Origin of the sequence: Cupriavidus pinatubonensis, from assembly GCF_019602855.1 — a bacterium.
GTDB lineage: Bacteria > Pseudomonadota > Gammaproteobacteria > Burkholderiales > Burkholderiaceae > Cupriavidus > Cupriavidus pinatubonensis.
Genome location: NZ_CP080766.1, coordinates 354,733 through 378,820 on the forward strand (window position 1 = coordinate 354,733; position 24,088 = coordinate 378,820).

The 24,088-nt window shown below is 66.2% G+C and carries 24 protein-coding genes; 12 read left to right on the forward strand and 12 right to left on the reverse strand.

Annotation, left to right across the window (positions count from 1 at the left end):
* The first annotated feature begins 27 nt into the window (after positions 1-27).
* Positions 28-423, forward strand: a complete 396-nt coding sequence (locus K2O51_RS01735) for an ApeP family dehydratase (protein WP_011300049.1) — start codon at positions 28-30, stop codon at positions 421-423.
* 6 nt (positions 424-429) lie between these two features.
* Here the strand turns inward: K2O51_RS01735 and fahA are convergent, their stop codons facing one another.
* The 3 genes from fahA to K2O51_RS01750 all read right to left on the reverse strand — a co-directional run bounded on the left by fahA (position 430) and on the right by K2O51_RS01750 (position 3,873).
* Positions 430-1,698 (reverse strand): fumarylacetoacetase, encoded by a 1,269-nt coding sequence (gene fahA / locus K2O51_RS01740; RefSeq protein WP_011300048.1) that lies wholly within the window; start codon positions 1,696-1,698, stop codon positions 430-432.
* Positions 1,699-1,776: 78 nt separating this feature from the next.
* Positions 1,777-3,096 carry a homogentisate 1,2-dioxygenase gene (hmgA, locus tag K2O51_RS01745; RefSeq protein ID WP_041680146.1) on the reverse strand — a complete coding sequence of 440 codons (1,320 nt, stop codon included), beginning with the start codon at positions 3,094-3,096 and terminating at the stop codon, positions 1,777-1,779.
* Positions 3,097-3,501: 405 nt separating this feature from the next.
* The gene (locus K2O51_RS01750) at positions 3,502-3,873 is read right to left on the reverse strand and encodes a helix-turn-helix domain-containing protein (protein WP_084791941.1); all 372 of its coding nucleotides are present in this window, start codon (positions 3,871-3,873) and stop codon (positions 3,502-3,504) included.
* A gap of 297 nt (positions 3,874-4,170) precedes the next feature.
* Between K2O51_RS01750 and K2O51_RS01755 the strand changes: the two genes are divergently transcribed.
* From K2O51_RS01755 to K2O51_RS01765, 3 genes are all read left to right on the forward strand, one after another.
* Positions 4,171-4,776 (forward strand): TetR/AcrR family transcriptional regulator, encoded by a 606-nt coding sequence (locus K2O51_RS01755; RefSeq protein WP_011300045.1) that lies wholly within the window; start codon positions 4,171-4,173, stop codon positions 4,774-4,776.
* Positions 4,777-4,955: 179 nt separating this feature from the next.
* Positions 4,956-5,885, forward strand: a complete 930-nt coding sequence (locus K2O51_RS01760; protein WP_245001821.1) for an alpha/beta fold hydrolase — start codon at positions 4,956-4,958, stop codon at positions 5,883-5,885.
* A gap of 16 nt (positions 5,886-5,901) precedes the next feature.
* A complete protein-coding gene (locus K2O51_RS01765; RefSeq protein ID WP_220630406.1) occupies positions 5,902-6,225 on the forward strand; it encodes a DUF2917 domain-containing protein in 324 nt (107 codons plus the stop codon).
* A gap of 81 nt (positions 6,226-6,306) precedes the next feature.
* On the opposite strand, the gene aliA is transcribed toward K2O51_RS01765, so the two are convergent.
* From aliA to badH, 4 genes are read right to left on the reverse strand one after another with little or no spacing between them, the layout of a single operon-like run.
* Positions 6,307-7,956 (reverse strand): cyclohexanecarboxylate-CoA ligase, encoded by a 1,650-nt coding sequence (gene aliA, locus K2O51_RS01770; RefSeq protein WP_220630407.1) that lies wholly within the window; start codon positions 7,954-7,956, stop codon positions 6,307-6,309.
* Positions 7,957-8,004: 48 nt separating this feature from the next.
* Positions 8,005-9,156 (reverse strand): cyclohexanecarboxyl-CoA dehydrogenase, encoded by a 1,152-nt coding sequence (aliB, locus tag K2O51_RS01775; RefSeq protein WP_011300041.1) that lies wholly within the window; start codon positions 9,154-9,156, stop codon positions 8,005-8,007.
* A 29-nt stretch (positions 9,157-9,185) separates the two neighbouring features.
* On the reverse strand, positions 9,186-9,968 hold the full coding sequence (badI, locus tag K2O51_RS01780; protein ID WP_220630408.1) for a 2-ketocyclohexanecarboxyl-CoA hydrolase: 783 nt from the start codon (positions 9,966-9,968) through the stop codon (positions 9,186-9,188).
* A 48-nt stretch (positions 9,969-10,016) separates the two neighbouring features.
* Positions 10,017-10,784: a 2-hydroxycyclohexanecarboxyl-CoA dehydrogenase gene (gene badH, locus K2O51_RS01785; RefSeq protein ID WP_011300039.1), complete on the reverse strand. Its 768-nt coding sequence runs from the start codon at positions 10,782-10,784 to the stop codon at positions 10,017-10,019.
* Positions 10,785-10,920: 136 nt separating this feature from the next.
* Between badH and K2O51_RS01790 the strand changes: the two genes are divergently transcribed.
* Complete coding sequence (locus tag K2O51_RS01790) at positions 10,921-11,433, forward strand: MarR family winged helix-turn-helix transcriptional regulator (protein WP_011300038.1); 513 nt, start codon at positions 10,921-10,923, stop codon at positions 11,431-11,433.
* 290 nt (positions 11,434-11,723) lie between these two features.
* Complete coding sequence (locus K2O51_RS01795) at positions 11,724-12,017, forward strand: GYD domain-containing protein (RefSeq protein WP_011300037.1); 294 nt, start codon at positions 11,724-11,726, stop codon at positions 12,015-12,017.
* Positions 12,018-12,099: 82 nt separating this feature from the next.
* Here K2O51_RS01795 and K2O51_RS01800 read toward each other — a convergent pair whose 3' ends face one another.
* The 5 genes from K2O51_RS01800 to K2O51_RS01815 all read right to left on the reverse strand — a co-directional run bounded on the left by K2O51_RS01800 (position 12,100) and on the right by K2O51_RS01815 (position 16,294).
* Entirely contained in the window at positions 12,100-13,116 is a 1,017-nt protein-coding gene (locus K2O51_RS01800; RefSeq protein WP_011300036.1) for a zinc-binding alcohol dehydrogenase family protein, read from the reverse strand.
* A 155-nt stretch (positions 13,117-13,271) separates the two neighbouring features.
* Positions 13,272-13,406, reverse strand: coding sequence for a hypothetical protein (locus K2O51_RS35510; RefSeq protein WP_272956361.1), 135 nt, complete (start codon positions 13,404-13,406; stop codon positions 13,272-13,274).
* 81 nt (positions 13,407-13,487) lie between these two features.
* The gene (locus K2O51_RS01805) at positions 13,488-14,057 is read right to left on the reverse strand and encodes a thioredoxin family protein (RefSeq protein ID WP_011300035.1); all 570 of its coding nucleotides are present in this window, start codon (positions 14,055-14,057) and stop codon (positions 13,488-13,490) included.
* Between the two features lie 189 nt (positions 14,058-14,246).
* On the reverse strand, positions 14,247-15,554 hold the full coding sequence (locus K2O51_RS01810; protein WP_140949264.1) for an ATP-binding protein: 1,308 nt from the start codon (positions 15,552-15,554) through the stop codon (positions 14,247-14,249).
* Positions 15,551-16,294, reverse strand: a complete 744-nt coding sequence (locus tag K2O51_RS01815; protein WP_011300033.1) for a response regulator — start codon at positions 16,292-16,294, stop codon at positions 15,551-15,553. The genes K2O51_RS01810 and K2O51_RS01815 overlap by 4 nt, the downstream gene beginning before the upstream one ends.
* A gap of 196 nt (positions 16,295-16,490) precedes the next feature.
* Here K2O51_RS01815 and K2O51_RS01820 point away from each other — a divergent pair, with 196 nt between their 5' ends.
* The 6 genes from K2O51_RS01820 to K2O51_RS01845 all read left to right on the forward strand — a co-directional run bounded on the left by K2O51_RS01820 (position 16,491) and on the right by K2O51_RS01845 (position 24,062).
* Complete coding sequence (locus K2O51_RS01820) at positions 16,491-18,287, forward strand: cytochrome c biogenesis protein DipZ (protein ID WP_220630409.1); 1,797 nt, start codon at positions 16,491-16,493, stop codon at positions 18,285-18,287.
* A gap of 155 nt (positions 18,288-18,442) precedes the next feature.
* Positions 18,443-19,174: a DUF3348 domain-containing protein gene (locus K2O51_RS01825; RefSeq protein ID WP_011300031.1), complete on the forward strand. Its 732-nt coding sequence runs from the start codon at positions 18,443-18,445 to the stop codon at positions 19,172-19,174.
* Between the two features lie 10 nt (positions 19,175-19,184).
* Complete coding sequence (locus tag K2O51_RS01830; RefSeq protein ID WP_220630410.1) at positions 19,185-22,322, forward strand: DUF802 domain-containing protein; 3,138 nt, start codon at positions 19,185-19,187, stop codon at positions 22,320-22,322.
* A complete protein-coding gene (locus K2O51_RS01835; RefSeq protein WP_011300029.1) occupies positions 22,319-22,966 on the forward strand; it encodes an OmpA family protein in 648 nt (215 codons plus the stop codon). The genes K2O51_RS01830 and K2O51_RS01835 overlap by 4 nt, the downstream gene beginning before the upstream one ends.
* Positions 22,959-23,609, forward strand: coding sequence for a DUF2894 domain-containing protein (locus K2O51_RS01840; RefSeq protein ID WP_220630411.1), 651 nt, complete (start codon positions 22,959-22,961; stop codon positions 23,607-23,609). Before K2O51_RS01835 ends, K2O51_RS01840 begins: the two co-directional genes overlap by 8 nt.
* Before the next feature lie 99 nt (positions 23,610-23,708).
* Positions 23,709-24,062 carry a hypothetical protein gene (locus tag K2O51_RS01845; RefSeq protein ID WP_220630412.1) on the forward strand — a complete coding sequence of 118 codons (354 nt, stop codon included), beginning with the start codon at positions 23,709-23,711 and terminating at the stop codon, positions 24,060-24,062.
* Positions 24,063-24,088 lie beyond the last annotated feature (26 nt).

Sequence of the window (24,088 nt, forward strand, 5' to 3'; positions counted from 1 at the left end):
ACAACCCGGATTCCCCATCAGGGCAGCATGTGCCTGCTCGACAGCGTGCTCGACTGGGACGCGGATTTCATTCGCTGCCAGGCCACGAGCCACCGCAGCGTCGACAACCCGCTCCGCGCGCACGGGCGGCTGGCCGCCGTGTGCGGCGTGGAATACGCGGCGCAGGCCATGGCCGTGCACGGCGCGGTGCTGCAGCAAGGCGGGGAGCGCCCGCGCATGGGCTATCTCGCCAGCGTGCGCAAGCTCGCGCTGGACGTCGAACGGCTCGACGATATAGACGGGCCGCTGACCATCGAAGCCCATCGCGTCAGCGGCGAAGGCAGCAACGTGCTCTATGCGTTCGAGGTCAGCGGTGGCGGCAAGCGGCTGCTTTCCGGCCGGGCGGCGGTGATCCTTGACGTGGCGCCACCCGGCGCCGCCTGAACGCGCTTACGCTTTGGGCGCCGGCAGGATCTTGCCGGACACTGCGCCAAAGCCGACGACGTATCCGTCGCCCGCAGCGAAACCGCTCATCACGACTTCATCGCCGTCCTCGAGGAACGCGCGGCTGCTGCCGTCGGCGAGCTTCAACGGCTCGGCACCGTTGCGCGTGAGTTCGAGCAGGCTGCCGTAGGAATCCGGCGTGGTGCCGCTGATCGTGCCCGAGCCCATCAGGTCGCCCACGCGCACGTTGCAACCCGACACCGTGTGATGCGCGAGTTGCTGCGCCATGGTCCAGTACATCGCCTTGAAGTTGGTGCGGCAGATCGTGGTGGCCGCCGCGGCGCCTTGCGGGCGCAGCGCGACTTCGAGCGCGATGTCGTAGGCGTTCTTGCTTTGCTGCTGCAGGTACGGCAGCGGCTGCGGCGACTGCTCGGGGTTGTCGCGGCGGAACGGCTCCAGCGCTTCCATAGTCACGATCCACGGCGAAATCGAGGTACCGAAGCCCTTGGAATTGAACGGCCCGAGCGGCACATATTCCCACTGCTGGATGTCACGCGCGCTCCAGTCGTTGAGCAGCACCATGCCAAACATATAGTTCGGTGCATCAGCCGTGCTGACCGGTTCGCCCAGTGCCGATTCCTTGCCGACGATAAAGCCGACCTCAAGCTCGAAGTCGAGCTTGCGGCATGCGCTGAAAATCGGGCGCGCTTCGTTGGGCAGCTTGATCTGCCCGTTCGGGCGGCGCAGGTCGGTACCGCTCACCACCACCGAGCTCGCACGGCCGTTGTAGCCGATCGGGATTTCCAGCCAGTTCGGCAGCAGCGCGTTGTCCGGATCGCGGAACATGCGGCCGACGTTTGTGGCGTGTTCCTTCGACGAATAGAAGTCGGTGTAGCCGGGAATCTCGACGGGAAGATGCAGCATCACCTGGTCCATCGGTACGAGTGCGCGGTCACGCAGCGCGGCGTTGTCGCGCAGGGCGGCGTCGGCGCCCGACAGCAGCGCGGTCAGGCGCTGGCGCGTTTCGGACCACACCGGCTTGCCCAGTGCGATGAAGCGGTTGAGGCTGGCGGCGGCAAACGTGCCCTTCGCTGCCACGGGCAGCAGGCCGGCTTCATCGAGCGCAGCCAGATCGAGCACAGCATTGCCGATCGCAACGCCGACGCGTGCAGCCTGGCCCTTCACGGAAAAGATGCCGTACGGCAGGTTCTGCAGGGGAAAATGGGTCTTGCCGTCGTTGGCGGATTCAATCCAGCTGGTGATCGGGGCGGTCATGTGGGACTCCGGAAAATGTCTGTGGCACGCGGATATTGCCGCGTGCCGTTTGTTTGTTTTATGTGGCGTCTGCCGTGCTTAGCGCACGTTCGGGTTGAAATGCTTCTTCAGCCCTTGCCAGCAGGTGTAGTAGTCCTGCTGCAGCGATGCCGAGCGCGCTGCGTACGGCGTGGGCCGGATCACGCCCGGCGTCTCGAACATGAAGGCCATGGTGTCGGTGATGTGGTGCGGCGTCGATGTGTCGGCCGAGGTCGCCTTGGCAAACGTATCGGCATCGGGACCGTGGCCGCTCATGCAGTTGTGCAGGCTCGCGCCGCCCGGGGCGAAGCCGTCGGCCTTAGCGTCGTACACGCCGGTGATCAGGCCCATGAACTCGCTGGCGATATTGCGGTGGAACCAGGGCGGGCGGAACGAGTTTTCCATGGCCAGCCAGCGCGGTCCGAAAATGACGAAGTCGATGGTGTCCACGCCCGGCGTGTCCGACGGCGACTGCAGTACCAGGAAGATCGACGGGTCCGGGTGGTCGAAGCTGATCGAGCCAATGGTGTTGAAGCGGCGCAGGTCGTACTTGTACGGCGCGAAGTTGCCGTGCCAGGCCACCACATCGAGCGGCGAATGGCCGATATCGGCGCGCCACAGATTGCCCTGGAACTTGGCCACCAGCTCGAAATCGCCTTCCCGGTCCTCGTACGCGGCAACCGGGGTCATGAAATCGCGCGGGTTAGCCAGGCCATTGGAGCCGATCACGCCGAGGTCGGGCAGCTTGAACAGCGCACCATAGTTCTCGCAGATATAGCCACGCGCCTCACCATCAGGCAGTTCCACGCGGAAACGCACGCCGCGCGGAATCACCACGATCTCCTGCGGCTCCACGTCGAGCCGGCCCATTTCCGTCACGAAACGCACGCGACCCTGTTGCGGCACGATCAGCATTTCGCCGTCGGCGTTGTAGAAGAAGCGGTCCTGCATCGACTGGTTGGCCAGATACAGATGGATACCGCAACCGGTCATGGCGTCCGGACCCCCGTTGCCTGCCATGGTGACGATGCCGTCGATGAAATCCGTTGGCGTAGTGGGCATGGCCGGCGGGCTCCAGCGCATCTGGTTCGGCGATGGCGGCACCTCGTCGAAGCGGCTCAGGAACCGCGACTGCTCCACCAGCGTGAACGGCTTGTGCACGGCGCCCGGGCGGATGCGGTACAGCCACGAACGGCGGTTGTGGGCGCGCGGCGCGGTGAAAGCCGTGCCTGACAACTGCTCGGCGTACAGGCCGTACGGCGCGCGCTGCGGTGAGTTCTGGCCAACCGGCAGTGCGCCAGGAAGCGCCTCGGTGGCGAACTCGTTGGCAAAGCCGGACATGTAGCCATGTTCGGCCAGTTGGGTGTGCGTAAGGTTCATGGTCGGATCAGCGTCGGGGGTCAGGAGCTTTCGATCGGATGACGAAATGCGAAGTACGAATGTCGAATTACGAATTGCGTAATGCATTTACCATATCGTAATCATCAGCAATGGACGTGTCAAACCGTTGCCGGGACGCGCGCGGGAAAACGCACATCACAGACGTTGTAGGCGGGAAACGAGGGAAACGCGGAGAGACTCGCGGGAAAAAAGCGCGGGAGGGTTCCGGCCGGGAAAAATATGCCGGCCACGCAGCCGACAGACCGAGGAAAAGCGATGCTTGGACGACAACAACCGGCACAGCGCATGGCACTGTGCCGGTTGCTGCGGTACCTGTCCGGCAGGTGACTGCCTGTGCCGGCCCGTCTGGAACGTGGCCGGTCAGGCAGCCCTGGAAAGCCGAGGCTAGTGGCCCTCGCCCGTACCGGAGCCGAAGCTGCCGGTAGCCGGGCTGGCCGCGGTCGCCGGCGCACTCGGGGCCGCTTGGCCGGCCATCGAGGCTGCCGTGACGCCGCCATTGCGGCTGGCAATAAATGCGTTTACGTCGGCAGCAAGATGCTGCGGCGCCAGGACCACTTCTAGCCCCAGGGCTTCGCATGCGGCCAGGAAGGTCGACATGCGGGGATCGGCTTGGCCAGACTCTGCACGCAGGTAGGCTTCTCGCGAGATTCCCGCCTTGCGGGCAACGTCTTCCTGCTTCAGCTTGCGCGCTCGACGCAACGCCCGCAGTTGCCGGAACGGTTCGCTAGCGCCTCTTGGCACGGCTGTACTGTTCATGTCGGTCTCCAGTCACCAGTGAAAAAAAAGTGCGCGGACGTGCATTCGAGTATAGAGCACGCGAAGCATTCCGTATGTAACTGCCCAAACACTTTGTGCAGATTTCTTGCAACGAAGGTTTTGGAGGCCAAAGCAGGCTGCCGAGGGGCCGAATACTGCACAGAATCGTCGTACCGCCCTGACAGTAACGAGAATGTCGCAATTGCGTTGACGTACAAGGCACACGACTTGACTTGCCCCCGCTTTAGCCGCGGCAACTTCATTGACAAACCGACCGGTCGTGCTATTCTCAATTCCATGCAAAAAGGCCAACTGACGCGTAACGCTATCATCGAACAAGCACTCGACACCGCCGCCAAGGTTGGTTTCGAACAGCTTTCGCTGGCGAGCCTGGCGGCGGACACCAATATGTCCAAGAGTGGCCTGTACGCCCACTTCAAGTCGAAAGAGGCGCTGCAGCAAGCTGTCCTGGAACTGGCGACGGACCGCTTTGCGACCATGGTCGTCCGCCCCGCCATGCGGCAGCCGCGCGGCGTTGCACGCATGGAGGCGCTGTTCGAAGGCTACCTGGAATGGCTGGGCGGCACCGTGACGCAGGGACGTTGCCTGTTCATGGCGCTTGGGCAGGAGTATCGCGACAAGCCCGGCGCGATTCGCGACCAGGTGGTGCAGTCGCTCAAGGACTGGCACAGCACCATTGCGCGCGTGGTCGCGGACGGTATCGAAGAGGGCGAGTTTGCGCCGGACGTCGATGCGCGCCAGTTCGCCTTCGACATGGTGGGTATCGGCATGTCGTTCCAGCAGTCATTCAAGCTGCTGGGCCGCGCCGACGCCGAAACCATGGCCAGGCGCGCATTTGCCGGCCTGCTCAACCGCGCTCGCCAGCGCGCAGCGGCAAACTGAAACCGCCTGAAAGGATTCCGGACGACAGCGTACAGCTATCCAAAAAAAGCACGACTGGTCGTTCTTTATAACAGCGTGGACATTCCGTAACCGCTTTGGTCGGTCCGATCCGCGCACCCCATCAGTTGGAGGTGTTGGTTGTGAGGCAAGGACTTTCATCATCTTCTCCTGGCACCGCCGTGAAACACACGGCGCCTGCCCTGGGAGCGCTCGCCGCCCTGGCTCGCTTGCGCTGGCAGGCGGGCAGCCTGATCAACCCGGCGGGCACGGCGCGAGCGCTGGAACGGCTCTGGTTCGGACCGCCACGTGGGACCCCGAACGGCGCCGCGCTGCGGCTACTCGATCGCGCGCGTGCCGACTGGGCGCTCGTTGTTGGCCATGGACCGAGCCGGCGGGTTCGCGTGTACCGGTGGGGCAACAGTGGTCCGGTGGTGTTGCTGGCCCACGGCTGGGGCGGCCATGCCGGCCAGTGGCATGCAGTGGTCGATGGATTGCTCGCGGCGGGTATGCGCGTGGTGGCGTTCGATGCGCTGTCGCATGGCGCGTCGGATGCCGGCGTGCGCGGCAGCACACAGACCTCGGTGCTGGAGATGTCGCGCTCATTGCTGGCGACGGCTTGGCATGCCGGGCCGGTGCACGCAGTGGTGGCGCACTCGCTGGGCAGTGCCGCCACCGCACTCGCGATCCGCGAGGGCCTGCCCGCGCGGGCCGCAGTGATGATTGGCCCGCCGGCCGACATGCACGCCGCGTGCGCCACGATGGCATGGAACCTCGGCATCGGTCCGCGCGTGCTGGCACGCATGCAGCGCGACAGCGAGCAATGGCTGGGCATGCCGTGGTCCGCGTTCAACGTGCCCGATGTGGGCCGCGCGCGCCCCGTGCCGCCGACGCTCGTCATCCATGACCGGCACGACCGCGAGGTGCGTTGGGAAGACGGCGCCGCCATCGCGGGCGCGTGGCCGCAGGCGCAGTTGCTGACCACCGAAGGCCTTGGCCACCGGCGCATCCTGCAGGACGCCGGCGTGATCGCGCGAATCGCCGATTTCATGGGACCGGCGGCCGCGCGGCCCTTGCCCGGGCTCGCGCTGCCAGACATGGCCTTGCAGTAAGAGCGGGAGAACCGACATGTTCCTGGTCAGCAATGACATGACAGCCACACTGCCCGCACGCACCTCCTTGCGCGTCGTGGCGGACCCTGGCGAGCGCGTCGCCGTGCGCTGCACAGATGGCGAGCTGTGGCTGATCCGCGACGGCGATCCGAAGGACACGTCGTTGGCCGCCAGCGAAAGCTTCACGCTGGCCGAGGCCAGCGGCGTCGAACTGTACGCGGTCACCGCGGCGACACTACGGGTCACCCGCTGCCGCTCCGGCGGCGCCACCATCAGAGGCTGGCGCGGCTGGTACAGGCGCGCCCTCAACCTGGTCTATCCCATGCAATCCAGCGGCTGAAAGCCGCCTTGTTGGCGGGCGACGCAAAGCGTCGTCCCGCTTCATCAGGTGTGGAATTTGCCTGTCAGTTAATTGCTTAATTTACCTCTCGGCAGCCTGTTCCCGAAGCATTTCCCGCAGCCTGAACTTCTGGATCTTGCCGGCCGGCGTCGCCGGCAAGGCGTCCTGCACGATCAGCCGTTCGGGGATGTACTGCAGCGCCACCTTCTGCGCCTTCAGGAAATCCACCATCGCCGGCTTGTCGAAGCCCTGCCCTTGCCTGGGCACGACCACGGCACACGCACGCTCGCCCAGCCGCTCATCGGGATACGCGACGATGGCGACCTGCGCTACGGCAGGATGCCGGTACAGCAGCGTCTCGATCTCGACCACCGGGATGTTCTCGCCACCGCGGATGATCACGTCCTTGCTGCGCCCGGCGATGCGCACGTAGCCCTCTGCGTCGAGCTTCGCCAGATCGCCGGTATCGAACCATCCCTCGGCATCCGTCGCGTTCAGTTGTGGCCGCTTCAGGTAACCGCCGAAGTTCGAGCACGCACGCACGAGCAGGCGTCCAACCTCGCCCGCCAGCACGGAAGCATCCTGCGCATCCACCACCTTCACCTCTACGCCGGGCAACGGCAAGCCGTCCGTCGTCGAGGCACGCTCCTCGCTGTCATCGGGCAACGTTGTCGTTACCGCGCCGTTCTCGCTCATCCCCCAGGCCGAAACGATGCTCGCGCCCAGCGCGGTGCGCGCTCGCTCCACGAGCGCTCCGGGAATCGGCGCACCCGCGCACAGGAACGTACGCAGGCTCGGCACAGGCTGGCCGGACTCCTCCACCGTGCGCGCAAGATCGGTGAGGAATGGCGTCGACCCCATCGTGAACGTGACGCCGGTCTCGCGGATCAGCCTGGCCGCCTGTACCGGATTCCAGATGTCCTGAAGGACCGCATGCGCGCCGAGCACCACGGGCATCATCAGCCCGTACATGAAACCGGTCTGGTGCGCCATGGGCGAGGCCATCAGCACCACATCGCCGGCACCAAGGCGCAGCCGCTCGGCATAGGGAAGGATGTTGGACAGCAGCGTGTTCGCGGTATGCATCACGCCCTTGGGCTCGCCCGTCGTGCCCGAGGTATAGATGAGCTGGGTGACGTCATCGGGGCCGGGGCGGTCGCGCCTCAGGATGGCGGCAGCATCCGGGTCGCTGTCGCGATCGGCGCCGCACAGCATGGCCTCAAACCCGTCGGGACCATCGCTTCCGGTGATCACGACATGACGCAGCGCCGGCAACGAATCGCGCAAGCCTGCCAGCATCCCCGCATGATCAAACCCACGGAACCGCTGCGGCACGACCACGACTTTGCTGTCCGCGTGCGCCAGCATGAACGACAGCTCGCGCTCGCGGAAGATCGGCATCAGCGGATTGAGCACCGCGCCGATGCGCGCGCAGGCCAGATACAGAGCCGTGACCTCCCAGCCATTGGGAAGCTGGCACGACACCACGTCATTGCGTTCGATGCCGAGCCGGCGCAGCCCGACAGCAATGCGCGTGACCATAGCATCGAGCTGACGCCACGTGAAATGCCGCACCGCCCCGCTTTCCACCTGCAGCGACGTGAGCGCCGGGCCGTCGGGCGCACGCGCCACAGTGGCGTCGAAATAATCGTTGATGGTGCGGTCACGCCACAGCCCTGCCGCCACGCTCGCCGCGCGGCGCGGCGCAATCAGTACCGCGTCGAAATCCATGGCTTGTCTCCTGTGTTCTTATGTCGATGGCCCGGCTTGTGCGCGGCCTCAGGCCGGCACCGCAGCGCGCCCGGCACGGTGGCGCGCGATGATGGTCTTCATGATCTGGGCCGTGCCGTCGCCGATCTGGAAGCCCAGCACATCGCGCAGTCGCTGCTCCATCACGCCGCGGTCATAGCCGCCATGCCCGAAGGACAGCAGGCACTGGTGCACCACGTCGTACGCCAGCTTCGGTGCCCACCACTTGCACATGGCAGCCTCGGACGTATGCGGCAGGCCGTGGTCCTTGAGCCAGAGCGTCTGCAGGCAAAGCAGGCGCGCTGCGGTGACCTGCGTCTCGAAATCCGCAAGCGGATGCGATACGCCCTGGAACGCCGACAGCGGCTTGCCGAATGCCTGGCGTTCGGCCACGTATTCCCACGTCTCATCGAGCGCTGCCTGCGCCACCGCCAGGACCTGCAACCCGATCAGCGCACGTGAGAAATCGAAACCCTGCATCACCTGCACAAAGCCCTGACCTTCCGTGCCCAGCAGATGGTCCGCCGGCACGCGCACGTTCTCGAAGAAGATCGAGCCGCGCCCGATCGCGCGCTGGCCGTGGCAATCAAAGCGGTTGCGCGTCACGCCGGGCAGATCCATCGGCACCAGCACGGCGGAAATGCCGCGCGCGCCGTCCTCGACGCTTCCCGTACGCGCAAACACGACCGCGGCGTCGGCCTGGTCGGCTGCCGAAATCGACGTCTTCTCGCCGTTGAGCACGTAACTGTCGCCGACGCGTTCCATGCGCAGCCGCAGGCTGCCCGCGTCCGATCCGCCGCGCGGCTCGGTCAGCGCAATTGCGAACAGCGCCTCGCCCCGGGTGAGGCGCTGCAGCCACGGCCTCCCCACTTCAGGCAAGGCATGCTGCGCGAGGATCTGACCGTTCAGCGACGCCAGCAGGTTGACATACGACATGCTCAGGTCCGCACGCGCAACCGCTTCATGGATCACGCCGGCGGCCAGGCAACCCATGCCCTGCCCGCCGTACGCTTCGGGCAGCTCGGGGCCGATGAAGCCCATCTCGCCCATCTGCCGCATCAGCGAGCGGTCCAGCACGCGCGTCTTGTCGCGCTCCAGGAAACCGGGTGCGATGCACGCATCGGCAAACCGGCGCGCATGCTCGGCCAGCGCCTGCAGGTCTTCGTTGAGGTAGGGATTCATGATGTTTCCTCGATCTGCCTGTCGGCGCCTTACTTCGCGTACTTGCGGAATTCGGGCTTGCGCTTTTCCTGGAATGCCTTGACGCCTTCGCGTGATTCCTCGGTGTCGTAATAGAGCTTCAGCGCATACATGCCCATGCCGGCGATGCCACTCTGGTGAGCGGTGTCCATGTTGAACGAGCGCTTGGCGATGGCGACCGCGGTCGGGCTCTTCTCAAGAATCTCGTCGCACCACTTCTGCACCTCGGCATCGAGCTGCTCGTGCGGCACCACGGCGTTGACGAGGCCCATCGCCAGCGCTTCGGCTGCCGGATAGCGGCGGCACAGGTACCAGATTTCGCGCGCTTTCTTTTCGCCGACGACGCGGGCCAGATAGGCCGTGCCATAGCCGGGATCGACCGAGCCGACCTTCGGCCCGACCTGCCCGAACACGGCCTTTTCGGAGGCGATGGTGAAATCGCAGATCGTGCACAGCACATTGCCGCCCCCGATGGCATAGCCCTGTACTCGCGCAATGACCGGCTTGGGCACGTCGCGAATAGCGTTGTGCAGTTCTTCCATCGGCAGGCCGATGGTGCCCCGCCCGTCGTACTGCCCTTCATGCGCGGACTGGTCGCCGCCGGTGCAGAACGCCTTGTCGCCAGCGCCGGCCAACACGATGGCGCCGATCTCGCGGTCATAGCCCGCGCGATTGATCGCGTGGATCAGTTCGTCGCACGTGCGGCCGCGGAAGGCATTCATCTTCTCCGCGCGATTGATGGTGATCCAGGCCGCGCCGTTGCGGACTTCATAGAGGATGTCTTCGTATTGCATGGTGATCTGTCTCCTGTGTATTGCCGATTAGGATGGCGAGCGCCGGGCTCAGCCGTTCATGGTCAGGCCGCCGGACACGCTGAGCACCTGCCCGGTGATGAATGCCGCGTCGTCGCTGGCAAAGAAGGTAATGGCGCCCGGCAGGTCGTCGGGCTGGCCGATGCGGCCAAGCGGGATCGAACGCGTGAACGCTTCCATGAGCTTTTCGGGGTTGCCCGCGCCCTGCTTGTAGTCTTCGAACAGCGCGGTCTGCGTCGGCCCCGGGCACACCACGTTGACGGTGATGCCGTGGCGCGCATGTTCGCGTGCGATGGTCTTCGAGAACGACACCAGCCCGCCCTTGCACGCGGCATAGACGGCTTCGCCGGACGAGCCCACGCGCGCCGCGTCGGACGCGATATTGACGATGCGGCCCTGCTTGCGCTCCACCATGCCGGGCAACACCGCGTGATGCATATGCAGCGCGCCGGTCAGGTTGATGGCGATCAGGCGCTCCCATTGCGCCGGCTCGGTCTTGGTGAAGGGCCGGAACACGTCCCAACCCGCGTTATTGACGAGGACATCGACGGGCCCCAGCCCTTCCCGCACTGCGGCGACGGCCAGGTCCACGCTGGCGCGGTCCGTGATGTCGCAAGCGATTGCCAGCGCCTTGCCGCCAGTTTCGGCAATACGGTCCGCCACCTTCCGCGCCGCCTCCGCACTGAGGTCGAGCACTGCCACCGCCGCGCCTTCGCGCGCAAAGCGCAAACATGTTGCGCCGCCGATACCACCACCACCGCCAGTCACGATGACCGTTTTGCCTTTCAATCCCTGCATGGCTATCTCCGAGAAGGTCTCCGGTGCTATCGTGCCGCCATTGCGTCACGCGCCGCCACCGAATTAGGTAAATATATTGACCTATACTAGGCTGAGTAGCGTTGTCACGCAAGGCTCTTACACAGTGGATCGGATCATGGTTAACCCGGAATTTGGCGACGATATCGCCCCAAACGCGCGGATGGAACTGGCAAACCGGCTGTTCTTCCGCCTCTATCAATGCGCAAATATGTTGCATAAGACTGGTTCGCGCGCCGTGGAAGCGGAAGGCCTGACCACGCAGCAATGGGCGGTACTGGGTGCGCTGTCGCGGCCAGAGGCAGCCAACGGCATGAGCGTGGGAGATCTGGCGCACTACCTGATGGTGAGCCGCCAGAACCTGTCGGGTCTGGTCAGCCGCATGGAGCGGGACGGCCACGTGAGCCTGGCGCCGGATGCGCGCGACCGTCGTTCGAGGCTCGTGCGGATGAGCGAAACGGGGCGTGAGGTTTGGCTGCACCAGGCGCAGCCGAAGATCCGCGACTACTACGAGCGCGCGCTGGAAGGCTTCTCCACGAACGACCTCACGCACACGCTGCACTACCTGCTCAAGCTGCTGGACAATATGCGCGCGCTCGATACCGGCGCGGCGGACTCCGAAAGCGACTGACCGGCCGTATCACGTTTGCAACGGCGCGCACGATCGGCCGCGCCATCCGCCAGCGCCGCTGACCGGGAAGCCGCCTGAAACGGCCAATGGCGCGCAACTTGCGTAAGCACAGGTTTGCTCAGACGCAAGGGCGCCTTACTCTCGAGGCGCGAGCGCTTTACCGCGCGACGTCCCGCGGCGAAGACCCTGGCACAGGCTGCCCGGGCAACGCCAACAACGCTCCGAAGCCCTGAACCACCGTCCGCGCGCGCCGCGCCGACGGCGCCTATCCATTCCGCCGGAGACTCACTATGACCCGATACCTCGTGCTGGCCAACTTCACCGACCAGGGCATCCGCAGCGTGAAGGACACGACCAAGCGTGCCGCCGCGGTGCGTGAAATGGGCGCCCAGCTAGGCGTGCAGATGAAGGAGATCTACTGGACGCTCGGCGCTTATGACCTCGCACTGGTCGTGGAAGCACAGGATGATGATGCGATGACAGCCTTCGGCTTGACGGTCGGGGCCCTGGGCAATGTGCGCACACAAACGCTGCGCGCGTTCAATGCCGATGAAATGCAGGGGATTCTCGGCAAGATGCGTTGATGCACTAATCAACGCGAAAAGCGCCTGACCGCTCAATATGCGGCCGGCGCTTTTCGTCTTTCGGGTACGCTCTCGGACCGGGTCAGAACCCTTCCAGCACCAGCTTGCCGATGGTCTTGCCGCCCTCCAGCATCGCATGGGCGCGGCGCAGGTTGGCCGCGTTGATGGCGCCGAGATGTTCGCCTACCGTGGTCTGCAGTCGCCCGGCATCCACCAATCGCGCCACCTCGTTGAGCAGCCGGTGCTGCGCGATCATGTCGGGCGTGCCGAACATCGCGCGCGTGAACATGAATTCCCACACAAACGCCGCGCTTTTGCTCTTGAGCCGTTCCACCGGCAGCGGCGCCGCGTTCTCGACGATCGTGCAGATCTTGCCCTGCGGTGCGATCAGGTCCGCCATGACCGGGAAATGGCCATCGGTATCGTTGAAGCACAGGATGTAGTCGACCTGCGCAAACCCGAGCGCCTTCAATTGCGCAGCCATGTCGCTGCGATGGTCCACGGTATGGTCCGCGCCCAGCCGACGGCACCACGCCTGCGACTCTGGCCGCGCCGCCGTGGCAATCACCGTCAGCCCCGCCAGCGTCTTGGCAAGCTGGATGCCGATGGACCCCACGCCGCCCGCACCGCCAATGATCAGCACCGACTTGCCCGCATCGTCGCCCTTGGGCGACACGCCGAGCCGGTCGAACAGCGCTTCCCACGCGGTGATGGCCGTCAGCGGCAACGCGGCGGCGTGCGCGAAATCGAGCGAGGCCGGCTTGTGCCCGGCAATGCGCTCATCCACGAGGTGGTATTCCGCATTGGCGCCGGGACGAGTGATGCTGCCCGCGTAGTAGACAGGATCGCCAACCTTGAACAGGCTGACATCCGGCCCCACGGCGACAACCGTGCCGGCTGCATCCCAGCCCAGCACGCGCGGGTTCGGCTCGACCTGCGGCTTCGGTGCGCGGACCTTGGTGTCGACCGGATTGACGGCGATGGCCTCGACCTTGACCAGCAGGTCGTGGCCCGACGCAGCAGGCGTTTCAAGTTCGATGTCGACCAGAGAATCGGGGTCGGAAATGGGCAGGTAGCGGGTCAGGCCGATGGCTTTCATGGTCACAGTCCGGTGGTTCGTGCCGGCCCGCAGGTGTGCCCGCAAGCCGGTTCAGGGAGATGGACTGTAGCGTAGCCGCAATTGACTTGTTTGATTAGCGGGATTATCCGGCAATCACTTTCCTGCAATACAGGAAAATAGCGCCCACAATACCCTCAGTGAGGTTTCCGCGCCGGGCTCCTGGCCGGGTCTTCGTCGTAGAAACCGGGCGGATAGATCGGATACCGCACAGCCGCGTACACCACCACGGCCGCGCCGATCGCGGTGATCCAGTCGAGCAGATTCGTCATGGAGACTCCTTGCAAAGCGCCGGCCACTATTGCTCCGGCCTTTGCTGAAGTCTACGAAGGTTCCGCCCGCGGTCCAACGATCTATTTCGACTTAGGTTGCTCAGGCTGTGACTTTCGCTGCGCCAGCAACTTCTGGATGGCGGCTTCGGTCTCGGCGTAGCGCCCTTCGCCGTAGTGCTGGTAGACGATCCGCCCGTCGGCATCGATCAGGTAGGTAGCCGGCCAGTAGCGGTTATGGAAGGCCGACCACGTGCCGTAGGCGTTGTCCTGCGCGACCGGATAGCGGATATCGAAGCGCCGGATCGCCTCCTGCACATTGGCGGTCGATTTCTCGTACGGAAACTCCGGCGTATGCACGCCGACGACAACCAGCCCCTGGTCCTTGTACTTCTCGTGCCACTGCTTCACGTACGGCAGCGTGTTGATGCAGTTGATGCAAGAGTAAGTCCAGAAGTCGACCAGCACGACCTTGCCGCGCAGCGACTGCATCGTCAGTGGCGGCGAGTTCAGCCAGTGGTCGATCTCCGTGAACTCGGGAGCTTTGCCCTGGTCGCCGACGGCCGGGCTGGAATAGGCACTGAAGCCGGTGCCGAAGAGGTAGACGGTGACGAGAAGGGCCGCGGCAAGGGCGGCGCGAAATAGTGTGCGCATGGTCAGGGCTGGTCGTTGGGCAGTGGGCGCGGCAGCCGCGTCGCTCGGATAGAACGCGCCGCCACGCTTGCTTGCATTTAAGGCGACCGATGTATCGCGCCCTTAGCGCGTGAAGGCTGCGCTTGCGTGTTTACGTATCGTTGCGGGCGCGCGATACAAACGCATACAAAGTGCCGTGGCTCAGGGCCATCAGCCCAAGCGGACTTCGGCCGCGAGCCCGCCCCCTTCGCGATTGCGCAGCCTGAGCGAGCCGCCCATGGCTACCGCGAGCTGCTGGGCGATCGCCAGGCCCAGCCCGGTGCCGCCGGTCTCCCGGCTGCGCGAGTTTTCAAGCCGCACGAACGGCTGCAGCACCGATTCGAGCTTGTCCTCCGGGATGCCGGCACCGCGGTCCAGCACTTCGATGACCACGGCGTCCTGATCGCGCCGCACGTTCAGTTCCGCCGCGCCGCCGAACTTGATCGCGTTGTCGATCAGGTTCGTCAGGATGCGGCGCAGTGCCTGCGGGCGCGTCTCGATCGCACAGCCAACGCTCTGCTGCACGGTGACGTCCTTGCCGGTGTCCTGATAGTCATACACCAGGCTTTCCACAAACGAACACAGGTCGATCCGTGACATCTTCTCGCCACCGCCGTGCGCCGAGCGCGCATACGCCAGCCCTTCCTTCACCAGCGTCTCGATCTCAGCGAGGTCGTTGACCATCTTGCGCTTCTCCTCGGAGTCGTCGGCCATCTCGGCACGCAGCTTCATGCGCGTGATCGGCGTCTGCAGATCATGGGAAATCGCGGCGAGGATCTGCACGCGCTCCTCCACAAACCGGGCGATGCGCTCGCGCATGGCATTGAACGCACGGGCCGCGCGCGCCAGTTCGGTGGGACCGTTCTCCTCAAGCGGCGGCGTCTTCGCGTTCGGGTCGAGCGCATCGGCGGCATCGGCAAGCTTCACCAGCGGGCGGATGGCCAGCCGCACGGCGAACCAGCAACACACCACCAGCAGCAGCAACTGGATCACCAGCACATAGGGCAGCCATTGCGCGATCGGCGTCATGCGCGGGTGCACATCGATGGTCAGCGGGCTGCCGTCGCTGAGCGTCAGGTGCGCCTGCAATCGCTTGCCATCGCCCGGGATGGATTCCACGCGGACTGCGAAGCGGCCTCCGCCCGCGCCCATGATCCGGTCGGCAATGTCCTGGCCCCGCTGCGTCATCTCCGGCACACCGGGCAGGCCCGGCCCAAGGATGTACTGATAGTTGCCACGATTCAGGCGCGGCAGCCACTGCGGCCGCTCGCTGGCCGGTAACCGATCAAGGATCGCCACCGAGGTGGCGACATCGGTTTCCAGCGTGCCCAGCATCACCTGGCGCGCCGAGATGTAACGCTCGGCGAACAGCACGCCAAACGACAAGCCGTGCGCGACAACCAGGCCGGCGAGCAGGATCAGGAACAGCCGCGCGCCGAGCGTGCGGGGCCACTCCCAGCGCGGCAAGGTCAAGGTCACTGGCGTGCCTCCCGGATTTCCACGGGCATCGAGAACACGTAGCCCTCGTTGCGCACGGTCTTGATATGTTTGGGTTCGCGCGCATCGTCGTTGAGGCGCTGGCGCAGGCGGCTGACCAGCAGGTCGACCGAGCGCTCGAACATCTCGGCCTCGCGGCCCTGCGTGAGGTTGAGCAGCTGGTCGCGGTTCAGCACGCGCTGCGGATGATCGACGAACACGCGCAGCAGCCGGTACTCGGCGCCGCTCAACGCGACGATCGTGCCGTCGCGGTCGATCAGGTGCCGCGCGGTGGTATCGAGCTCCCAGTCCCCGAATGCCAGGACCTGCGCGGCTTCAGTGATCTGCAGGTTCGGCGGCAGCATCCGCGTGCGACGCAACACGGCCTTGATGCGCGCCAGCAATTCGCGCGCCGCAAACGGCTTGGCCAGGTAGTCGTCGGCGCCCATCTCGAGTCCGATGATGCGGTCGGTCTCGTCGTCGCGTGCGGTCAGCATCAGGATCGGCGTAGCCTTGTGCTTGCCCGCGCGCAGTTCGCGGCACAGCACCAGGCCGTCGTCGCCGGGCATCATCACGTCGAGCACGATCAGGTCCACGGTATTGGCTTCCAGGAACGCGCGCATGTGCCGCCCATCGGGCGCCACCGTGGTGCGCAGGCCATTCTTGGTGAGATAGGTGGAGACCAGTTCGCGGATTTCCCGGTCGTCATCGACGATCAGGATGTGGTCGACGTGTGCGTCCATCGTTGTTGCCTCGGCAAAGAGAAAGTGAACGGGCAGCCTGCTTTGCCAGCATTGTATGGGGGTCGGCCGGCGCGCGTGTATCGCCATGTATCTGGCGGCCAGGGCTGCACAAAGCGGTACAAAACCGCCGGTTGGCGACACACGCCGGCCACGCGAACGGAGTCTGATTGGGCCAAGCCAACAAACGGACCGCATCATGACCTTGCTGATCCTCGCCTACCTGGGCGGTGCCCTGACCATCCTGAGTCCATGCATCCTGCCCGTCTTGCCCTTTGTCCTGAGCCGCACGGGGCAGCCGTTCCTGCGCGGCCGGCTGCCGATGCTGGCCGGGATGGCGCTGACCTTTGCCGTAGTCGCGTCGCTGGCGTCCGCCGGCGGCGCCTGGGCCGTGCGCGCCAATGCCTACGGCCGCATCGGTGCGCTGGCGCTGCTGGCCTTGTTCGGGCTCTCGCTGCTCTTGCCCAAGGTGGCGGACACGCTCGCCCGCCCGGCCGTAGCGCTCGGCAACCGGCTGGCAGGCCGCGCCGGGTCGAATGGCGAGGCATCGGCTTCACCGTGGGGCTCGCTGCTGCTCGGCATCGCCACCGGCATGCTGTGGGCGCCTTGCGCGGGGCCGATCCTGGGTCTCGTGCTCACTGGCGCCGCGCTGAACGGCGCCAGCGTATCAACGTCGCTGGCGCTCGCGGCCTATGCCGCCGGTGCGGCGACGTCGCTCGCGGCCGCGCTTGGCCTGGGCGGCCGGGTTTTCGCGGCCATGAAGCGGAGCCTGGGCGCCAGCGAATGGCTGCGCCGCGGTCTGGGCGCAGGCGTGCTCGGGAGCGTGGTGATCATCGGGCTGGGCGCCGACACCGGCCTGCTGGCGCGATGGTCCGCCAGCGGCCCGGCGCGTCTTGAGCAGGCACTGGTTGACGCGCTGCACAAGGACCGCCCGGCGCCGCAGGCGGCCAATGAAGTACCGGCTCCCGGCAACGGCATGCTGCTGGCCGCCAACGACACGCGCGTCGGTTTCCCGACTCCCCTGCCGGCCCTCCCTGTAGAAGGCCGGTTACCCGCCCTCGACGGCGCGGTGCAATGGCTCAACTCGCCGCCGCTGTCGCGCGAGCAGCTGCAGGGCAAGGTCACGCTGGTCTACTTCTGGACCTATTCCTGCATCAACTGCATTCGTACCCTGCCCTACCTTCGTGCGTGGGCGGACAAGTACAAGGATCAGGGCCTGACCGTCGTCGGTGTGCATACGCCCGAGTTCGCGTTCGAAAGATCGACGGATAACGTCCGGCGCGCGGTGGCGGACTTCCGCATTGGCTTTCCCGTGGCCGTCGACAGCGACTACCGCCTCTGGCGCGCGTTCCACAACAGCTACTGGCCCGCCGCGTACTTTGTCGATGCGCGCGGCAATATCCGCCACCACCAGTTCGGCGAGGGCGATTACGCGAAATCCGAACGCGTCATCCAGACGCTGCTGACGGAAGCCGGTAGCCGTACGGTGGCCGGCGATGTCGTCTCCCCCGATGCCGCCGGTGCACAGGCGGCGCCGGACCTGCACAACGTGCGCTCCGAAGAAACCTATATCGGCTACAGCCAGGCAACGAACTTCGCCTCGCCGGGCGAGGTGCGGCCCGACGCTTCTCGGCAGTACACCGTTGGCAAGCTGCTCCTGAACGAGTGGGGCTTGTCGGGCCAATGGACGGTCGGCCCCGAGCAGGCGACGCTGGATCGGGCCGACGGCACCATCCGCTACCGCTTCCATGCACGCGACCTGCATCTGGTACTAGGGCCGGCAGCCAATGGCCAGGCCGTCCGCTTCGTCGTGACGATCGACGGCAAGCCGCCGGGCAAGAGCCATGGTGCCGACACGGACGCCGGCGGCAATGGCGCCGTCACGCAGACGCGGCTCTACCAGCTTGTGCGGCAGGCTGGCGAAGTCGGGGAGCATACGTTCGAGATCCGCTTCGTGGACGCTGGCGCGCAGGCCTACGCCTTCACTTTCGGCTAGCCGCCGGGCCGCTCAGCAGCTGATTCGCCAACGGAATCCACGCAATCCGCAGCCACGAATCGCCGCTTCGGTGCCGACCTGCAACGGTCTGGCCACGAAAGCGGCGAAATCGCACGCGCGGAAGTGTAAACTGCTGGATTTTTCGCTCTGGCGACATGCTTCAAGCACCACGGCGCGCAGGGTTCAGCGGTCCCACGCTGATCCGCCTGCTGGTTCGCCTGACCGGCGACGACGCCCCCGAATCCGGACAATCGCTTTCCGACCAGCTCGGCCAATGGCTTGGCTGGACGGACGCGATCGCCTTGTCCGCCGCGCTGAACGGCAACCCGCCGGCGGCGGCCGGCGCACGCGCGGGCGGCACCGAACAGGCTGACTGCGCCCGCATCAGGGCTGCCCTGACGGCAGCCATTGCGGACGACAAGGCGGGCAGCAACCGACAGCGCGGACGGCCGCGCCCGGCCGCGCCGGAGCCGGCGGAAGCCGTCGTGGACTATGCGGCGTTCCGCCAACGGTACGTCACATTGCAGCAGACCATGGAAACGGAAATCGGCAGCCTGCGCGGCCGCCTGCGGACAACGCTGGCGGCACGCGGCGCTGGCATGACGCGCCTGTCCATGGTCGATGCCGTCATGGAACGCGTGCTCGGCGCGCGCGAACAGGCGCTCCTGGCCACCGTGCCGGGGATGCTCGAAGCGCATTTCACGCGCCTGCGCCAGGCCGAGGAAGCCGCACTGGCGAATGCCCAGACGGCGGGCAAGCCGGCACCCGTGTCGTCCGGTGCCTGGCTGACCGTCTTTCAGAACGATATGCAAAGCGTGTTGCGCGCCGAGCTGGACATCCGCTTCCAGCCCGTCGAAGCATTGCTCGCGGCGCTGCGTGACAGCTAACCCAACCATCATGACCCGACCCATTACTCATATCGTCGTCTTCCTGGCAGGCCTGGCCGTCGTGGGCTGGATCGGTGCCGGCTACGCGGGCACTAATGCGCTGGCCCTGGCCGTCACGCTGCTGATCGGCGGCTTCTACCTTGCAGGGGCGTTCGAACTGAAGCGCTACCGTCAGGCCACGTCCTCGCTGGCGCAGGCCATCGCGGGGCTGACCGAGTCGCCCGCGGGCCTTGCCGGCTGGATTGAACCGCTGCATCCGAGCCTGCGCAATGCCGTGCGCCTGCGCGTCGAAGGCGAGCGCACGGCCCTGCCCGGCCCGGCGATGACGCCGTATCTGGTCGGCCTGCTGGTGCTGCTCGGCATGTTCGGCACGTTCCTGGGCATGGTGGCAACACTGCGCGGCACCGGGATCGCGCTCGAAGGCGCCGCGGACCTCGACGCCATCCGTGCGTCGCTGGCCGCTCCGGTCAAGGGGCTGGGCTTCGCGTTCGGCACGTCGGTCGCCGGCGTCGCCACCTCGGCCATGCTGGGCCTGCTTTCGGCGCTGTGCCGGCGCGAGCGCATCGAGACCGCGCAGGCGCTCGACGCTCGCATCGCCACCACGCTGCGCCCGTTCTCGCGCGCGCACCAGCGCGACGAGGCGTTCCAGCTGCTGCAGCGGCAGGCCGACGTGATGCCCACGCTGGTCGACCGCCTGCAGGCCATGATGACCACCATGGAGCAGCAACACCAGGCCATGTCCGACCGGCTGGCCGCCAGCCAGGCTGCGTTCCATGACCGCACCGACGCGGCATACGGCCGGCTCGCCGACGCCGTGCAGCAGTCGCTGACGCAAAGCATCGCCGACAGCACGCGCACCGTCAGCGCGGCGATCCAGCCGGCTGTCGAGGCCACCATGGCAGGCATCGCACGCGAAACCGCGGCGCTGCACACCACCGTCACGGACGCAGTGAAGCAGCAGCTCGATGGCCTGTCGACCCGTTTCGAGGCCACCACGGCCACGGTCGCAGACCTTTGGCAACAGGCACTGGCCGGGCACCAGCGCACCAGCGAGGCACAGGCCAGCGACCTGCGCGCCACGCTCGATGGTTTCGCGCAGACGTTCGATCAGCGCTCGGCCGGCCTGCTCGAAAGCGTGGCCACGCGCCTGGATGCCACGGCGGCCAGTGCAGCTGGGGCCTGGAACGACGCGCTGGCGCGGCAGGCAAGCCTCGGCGAGAAGATGGCCGGCGACAACCGGCAGGCCGTGGCGAATGCCGCAGCCGCGTTCGAGCAGCAAGCGGCTTCGCTGGTGCAGGCCGTGGCCCGCACCCATGCGGACCTGAAGCAGGAACTGTCCGCGCAGGACGCCCAGCGCCTGCAGACGTGGGCAGACACGCTCGGCGCGGTTGCGGCGACCCTGCGCAGCGAACTGGAACAGGCCAGCGCCCGCAGCGCGAGCCACCAGCAGGAAACCGCCGCTACGCTGGCGCAAACCGCGCGAGATATCTCCGCCGAGGCTCGCACGCACGCCAGCAGCACCATTGCCGAGATCGACCGTCTAGTGCAGGCCGCAGAACATGCTCCGAAAGCCGCTGTCGCGCTGCAGGAAGAACTGGCCTCTCGCGATCAGCAGCGCCTGACCGCGTGGACCGAGGCGCTGGCAGGCATGGCCGCGACGCTGCGCGCGCAGATGGAACAGGCCAACGCCAGTGCCGCTGGCCATCAGCAGCAGATCACGGAAACGCTGGCACAGACCGCGCGCGATATGTCGGCCGAAGCGCGTACGCACGCCAGCACCACCATTGCCGAGATCGACCGCCTCGTGCAGGCTGCCGAACTGGCGCCAAAGGCCGCTGTCGCGCTGCAGGAAGAACTGGCCTCTCGCGATCAGCAGCGCCTGACCGCGTGGACCGAGGCGCTGGCCGCCATGGCCGCGACGCTGCGCACGCAGATGGAACAGGCAGGTACGAACGCCGCTGAGCAGCAGCAAAGGATCACCGAAACGCTGGCGCAGACCGCACGCGATATGTCGGCCGAGGCCCGCACGCACGCCAGCACTACCATCGCCGAGATCGACCGTCTAGTGCAGGCAGCAGAGCTGGCCCCGAAGGCCGCTGTCGCGCTGCAGGAAGAACTCGCCTCCCGCGACCAGCAGCGCTTCACCGCGTGGACCGAGGCGCTGGCCACCATGGCCGCGACGCTGCGCACGCAGATGGAGCAAGCCGGCGAGCAATCGTCCGACCGCCACCAGGCCATCACCGAAGCGCTGGCACAGACTGCCCGCGATATCTCGAACGAAGCCCGCACGCACGCGAGCAGCACGATCGCCGAGATCGACCGCCTCGTGCAGGCAGCAGAACTGGCCCCGAAGGCCGCCGTCGCGTTGCAGGCCGAGATCGTTGCGCGCGAGGAGCAGCGGATGGCCGCCTGGACCGAAACGCTCAGCGCCATGGCATCGTCGCTGCGCCAGGAATGGGAGCAGACCACCGCGCAGACCGTCAGCCGCCAGCAGGACATCTGCGACACGCTGGCGCAGACCACGCGCGACATCTCCGCACAGACGCACGCACAAGCGAGCCACACCATCGCCGAAGTCTCCCGCTTGGTGCAGGCCGCCACCGAAGCGCCCAAGGCCGCGGCCGAAGTCATCGCCGAACTGCGCCAGAAGCTCACGGACAGCATGGCGCGCGACAACGCGATGCTGGAAGAGCGCAGCCGCCTGCTTGAAACCCTGGGCACGCTGCTCGACGCCGTGAACCATGCGTCCACGGAGCAACGCGTGGCGGTCGACTCGCTGGTCACCACCACGGCTGGCCTGCTGGACCGTGTCGGCACGCGCTTCCACGAGCAGGTCGAGTCCGAGACTGGCAAGCTGGCCACCGTTGCCGCACAGGTCACGGGCAGCGCAGTCGAAGTCGCAAGCCTCGGCGAAGCGCTCGGCGTTGCCGTTCAGGTGTTCAGCGAGTCCAATGACAAGCTCATGGCCCATCTGGAGCGCATCGAGACCGCGCTCGACAAGTCCATGACGCGCAGCGATGAACAGCTTGCCTACTACGTGGCACAGGCGCGTGAAGTCGTCGACCTGAGCATGCGGTCGCAGAAGCAGGTGCTTGAAGACCTGCAGCAACTCGCCGGGCAGCAGGCATCCAACGCAGAGGCCGCATGAGAGACGACATCGACGCCGGCGTCGAGCCGTCGGTACCCGCATGGGCCGTATTTGGCGACCTGATGACGGTGGTGCTCGGCGCGTTCGTGCTGATTCTGCTTGGCGTCATCGGCGCCCAGATGGAACTGACGGCCCGGCTCGAGAAAGAGGCGAAGCAGCGCCAGGAAGAAATGCAGCGCCGCGAGAGCCTGGAAAAGGCGCTGGCGGCCCCGCTGGCCGCCGGCCGCGTGACGCTGGTGAACGGCCGCATCGGCATCAATGGCAGCGTGCTGTTTGCGATCAACTCGGACCAACTCCAGCCACAAGGCCGTGACGTGCTGAAAAGCCTGGCCGGCCCGCTGTCGGCCTATCTGCGCTCGCGCGACGAGATCCTGATGGTCAGCGGCTTTACCGACGACCAGCAGGTGCGCGAACGCAACCGCCGCTTTGCCGACAACTGGGAACTGTCCGCCCAGCGCGCTTTGACCGTGACTCGCGCGCTGATCGATGCCGGCATTCCGGCCGCTTCCGTGTTCTCGGCCGCGTTCGGCGCGGAGCAGCCAGTGACATCGAATGCCGACGAAGCCGGCCGCGCCAGGAACCGGCGCGTGGAGATCGCCCCGGTGCCGCGCGTGTCGATGGGAACGGCCAAACCCCATGGCTGACGACGCCATGCAGAACACCCTGATGGCTTGGCGCGAAAGCGGCGCAGACCGCGTCGACCCCGTACGGTTTCGCCTGATCGAAGCGATGGCACGGCGCGCGGCCGCGCACAGCGGCGACGCGCGCCGGCTGCTCGATGACAGGCTTGCCGAACTGGTCAGGGCTTACGGGGATGCAGTGGGGGACGCCGAATGCCCGAGCGACACCGCGAGCGGTGCGCCTCGAACACCCCTGCCCGTGCGCGGCGCGCTGGCCGACGTCGTCGACTACATCGCGAGCCGCGTGCAGGAGCCGGACGCCATGCCCGCCCGCAGCGCCGCGACGCCGCGCAACACACCACGTGTGGAACCCGGGCTGATCGATTACTTCCGCGACACCTGGACCCGCGTCAGCGCCGGCCAGCAGTTGCAGCAGTCGCTGGAGCGCGTCCCCGAGCATGCGGGACCGCTGAATTCCAGCCATCTCGTCCACCGTTCGCTGACGCTGATGCGCGAGATGTCGCCGGAGTACTTCGAGCAGTTCCTGTCGTACGTGGATGCGCTGACGTGGCTCGAACAGATGAGCAGCGGCGGTGCCGTGGCCAGCAAGGAAGCCCCGCGCGCCGGCGTCGTGAAGAAGGCCACCAGAGCCCGGACGCGCAAGTAAGGCACCGGCACGCATGCCGTATCTGCCCTTGGTGGCAGGGAAGCCGATCTTCTAGGATAGATACGCTAGCGAAACGACCGTCCAGGCAGAGCGCCCCATATGACGCTGAAGAACCACGTGACGGTTACGAAGCCTCAGGAGGTAACAGCTATGCCTGCCACCAGGATCGAGATGTGCGACGGCGATGGCGACGGAGTCCTGGCCATCCGGGATGACGGCGCCGAATTCTCGGGCGTCGCACTGGACCTCTCCAATACGTTCGGTGAAGACGTCGTCGCGGATCTGGACAAGCATCAGTTGCTTGACTGGTGCGAGCGGGTCGCGGCGCACCTGCGGGCCCAGGGCGTTACGCCGAGCGCGGGCGCGGCGGGAAGCTACGTCAACAAAAGCAGCCAAAGCCATGCGAAGGAGCAGCCCGGCGTCGACGACCTTGTGCAGTCGGCGGCATCCTGATCAAGACAAAAAAAGACGCTCGGCAG

Coding starts and splice junctions, on each gene's coding strand:
- badH (WP_011300039.1), bottom strand. CDS start 10,784: ATGCAGGGATTGAAAGGCAAAACGGTCATCGTGACTGGCGGTGGTGGT.
- K2O51_RS01840 (WP_220630411.1), top strand. CDS start 22,959: ATGGCTGACGACGCCATGCAGAACACCCTGATGGCTTGGCGCGAAAGC.
- K2O51_RS01805 (WP_011300035.1), bottom strand. CDS start 14,057: ATGCGCACACTATTTCGCGCCGCCCTTGCCGCGGCCCTTCTCGTCACC.
- fahA (WP_011300048.1), bottom strand. CDS start 1,698: ATGACCGCCCCGATCACCAGCTGGATTGAATCCGCCAACGACGGCAAG.
- K2O51_RS01835 (WP_011300029.1), top strand. CDS start 22,319: ATGAGAGACGACATCGACGCCGGCGTCGAGCCGTCGGTACCCGCATGG.
- aliB (WP_011300041.1), bottom strand. CDS start 9,156: ATGAATCCCTACCTCAACGAAGACCTGCAGGCGCTGGCCGAGCATGCG.
- K2O51_RS35510 (WP_272956361.1), bottom strand. CDS start 13,406: ATGACGAATCTGCTCGACTGGATCACCGCGATCGGCGCGGCCGTGGTG.
- K2O51_RS01820 (WP_220630409.1), top strand. CDS start 16,491: ATGACCTTGCTGATCCTCGCCTACCTGGGCGGTGCCCTGACCATCCTG.
- K2O51_RS01815 (WP_011300033.1), bottom strand. CDS start 16,294: ATGGACGCACACGTCGACCACATCCTGATCGTCGATGACGACCGGGAA.
- aliA (WP_220630407.1), bottom strand. CDS start 7,956: ATGGATTTCGACGCGGTACTGATTGCGCCGCGCCGCGCGGCGAGCGTG.
- badI (WP_220630408.1), bottom strand. CDS start 9,968: ATGCAATACGAAGACATCCTCTATGAAGTCCGCAACGGCGCGGCCTGG.
- K2O51_RS01755 (WP_011300045.1), top strand. CDS start 4,171: ATGCAAAAAGGCCAACTGACGCGTAACGCTATCATCGAACAAGCACTC.
- K2O51_RS01825 (WP_011300031.1), top strand. CDS start 18,443: ATGCTTCAAGCACCACGGCGCGCAGGGTTCAGCGGTCCCACGCTGATC.
- K2O51_RS01800 (WP_011300036.1), bottom strand. CDS start 13,116: ATGAAAGCCATCGGCCTGACCCGCTACCTGCCCATTTCCGACCCCGAT.
- K2O51_RS01830 (WP_220630410.1), top strand. CDS start 19,185: ATGACCCGACCCATTACTCATATCGTCGTCTTCCTGGCAGGCCTGGCC.
- K2O51_RS01750 (WP_084791941.1), bottom strand. CDS start 3,873: ATGAACAGTACAGCCGTGCCAAGAGGCGCTAGCGAACCGTTCCGGCAA.
- K2O51_RS01765 (WP_220630406.1), top strand. CDS start 5,902: ATGTTCCTGGTCAGCAATGACATGACAGCCACACTGCCCGCACGCACC.
- K2O51_RS01845 (WP_220630412.1), top strand. CDS start 23,709: ATGACGCTGAAGAACCACGTGACGGTTACGAAGCCTCAGGAGGTAACA.
- hmgA (WP_041680146.1), bottom strand. CDS start 3,096: ATGAACCTTACGCACACCCAACTGGCCGAACATGGCTACATGTCCGGC.
- K2O51_RS01735 (WP_011300049.1), top strand. CDS start 28: ATGTGCCTGCTCGACAGCGTGCTCGACTGGGACGCGGATTTCATTCGC.
- K2O51_RS01795 (WP_011300037.1), top strand. CDS start 11,724: ATGACCCGATACCTCGTGCTGGCCAACTTCACCGACCAGGGCATCCGC.
- K2O51_RS01790 (WP_011300038.1), top strand. CDS start 10,921: ATGGTTAACCCGGAATTTGGCGACGATATCGCCCCAAACGCGCGGATG.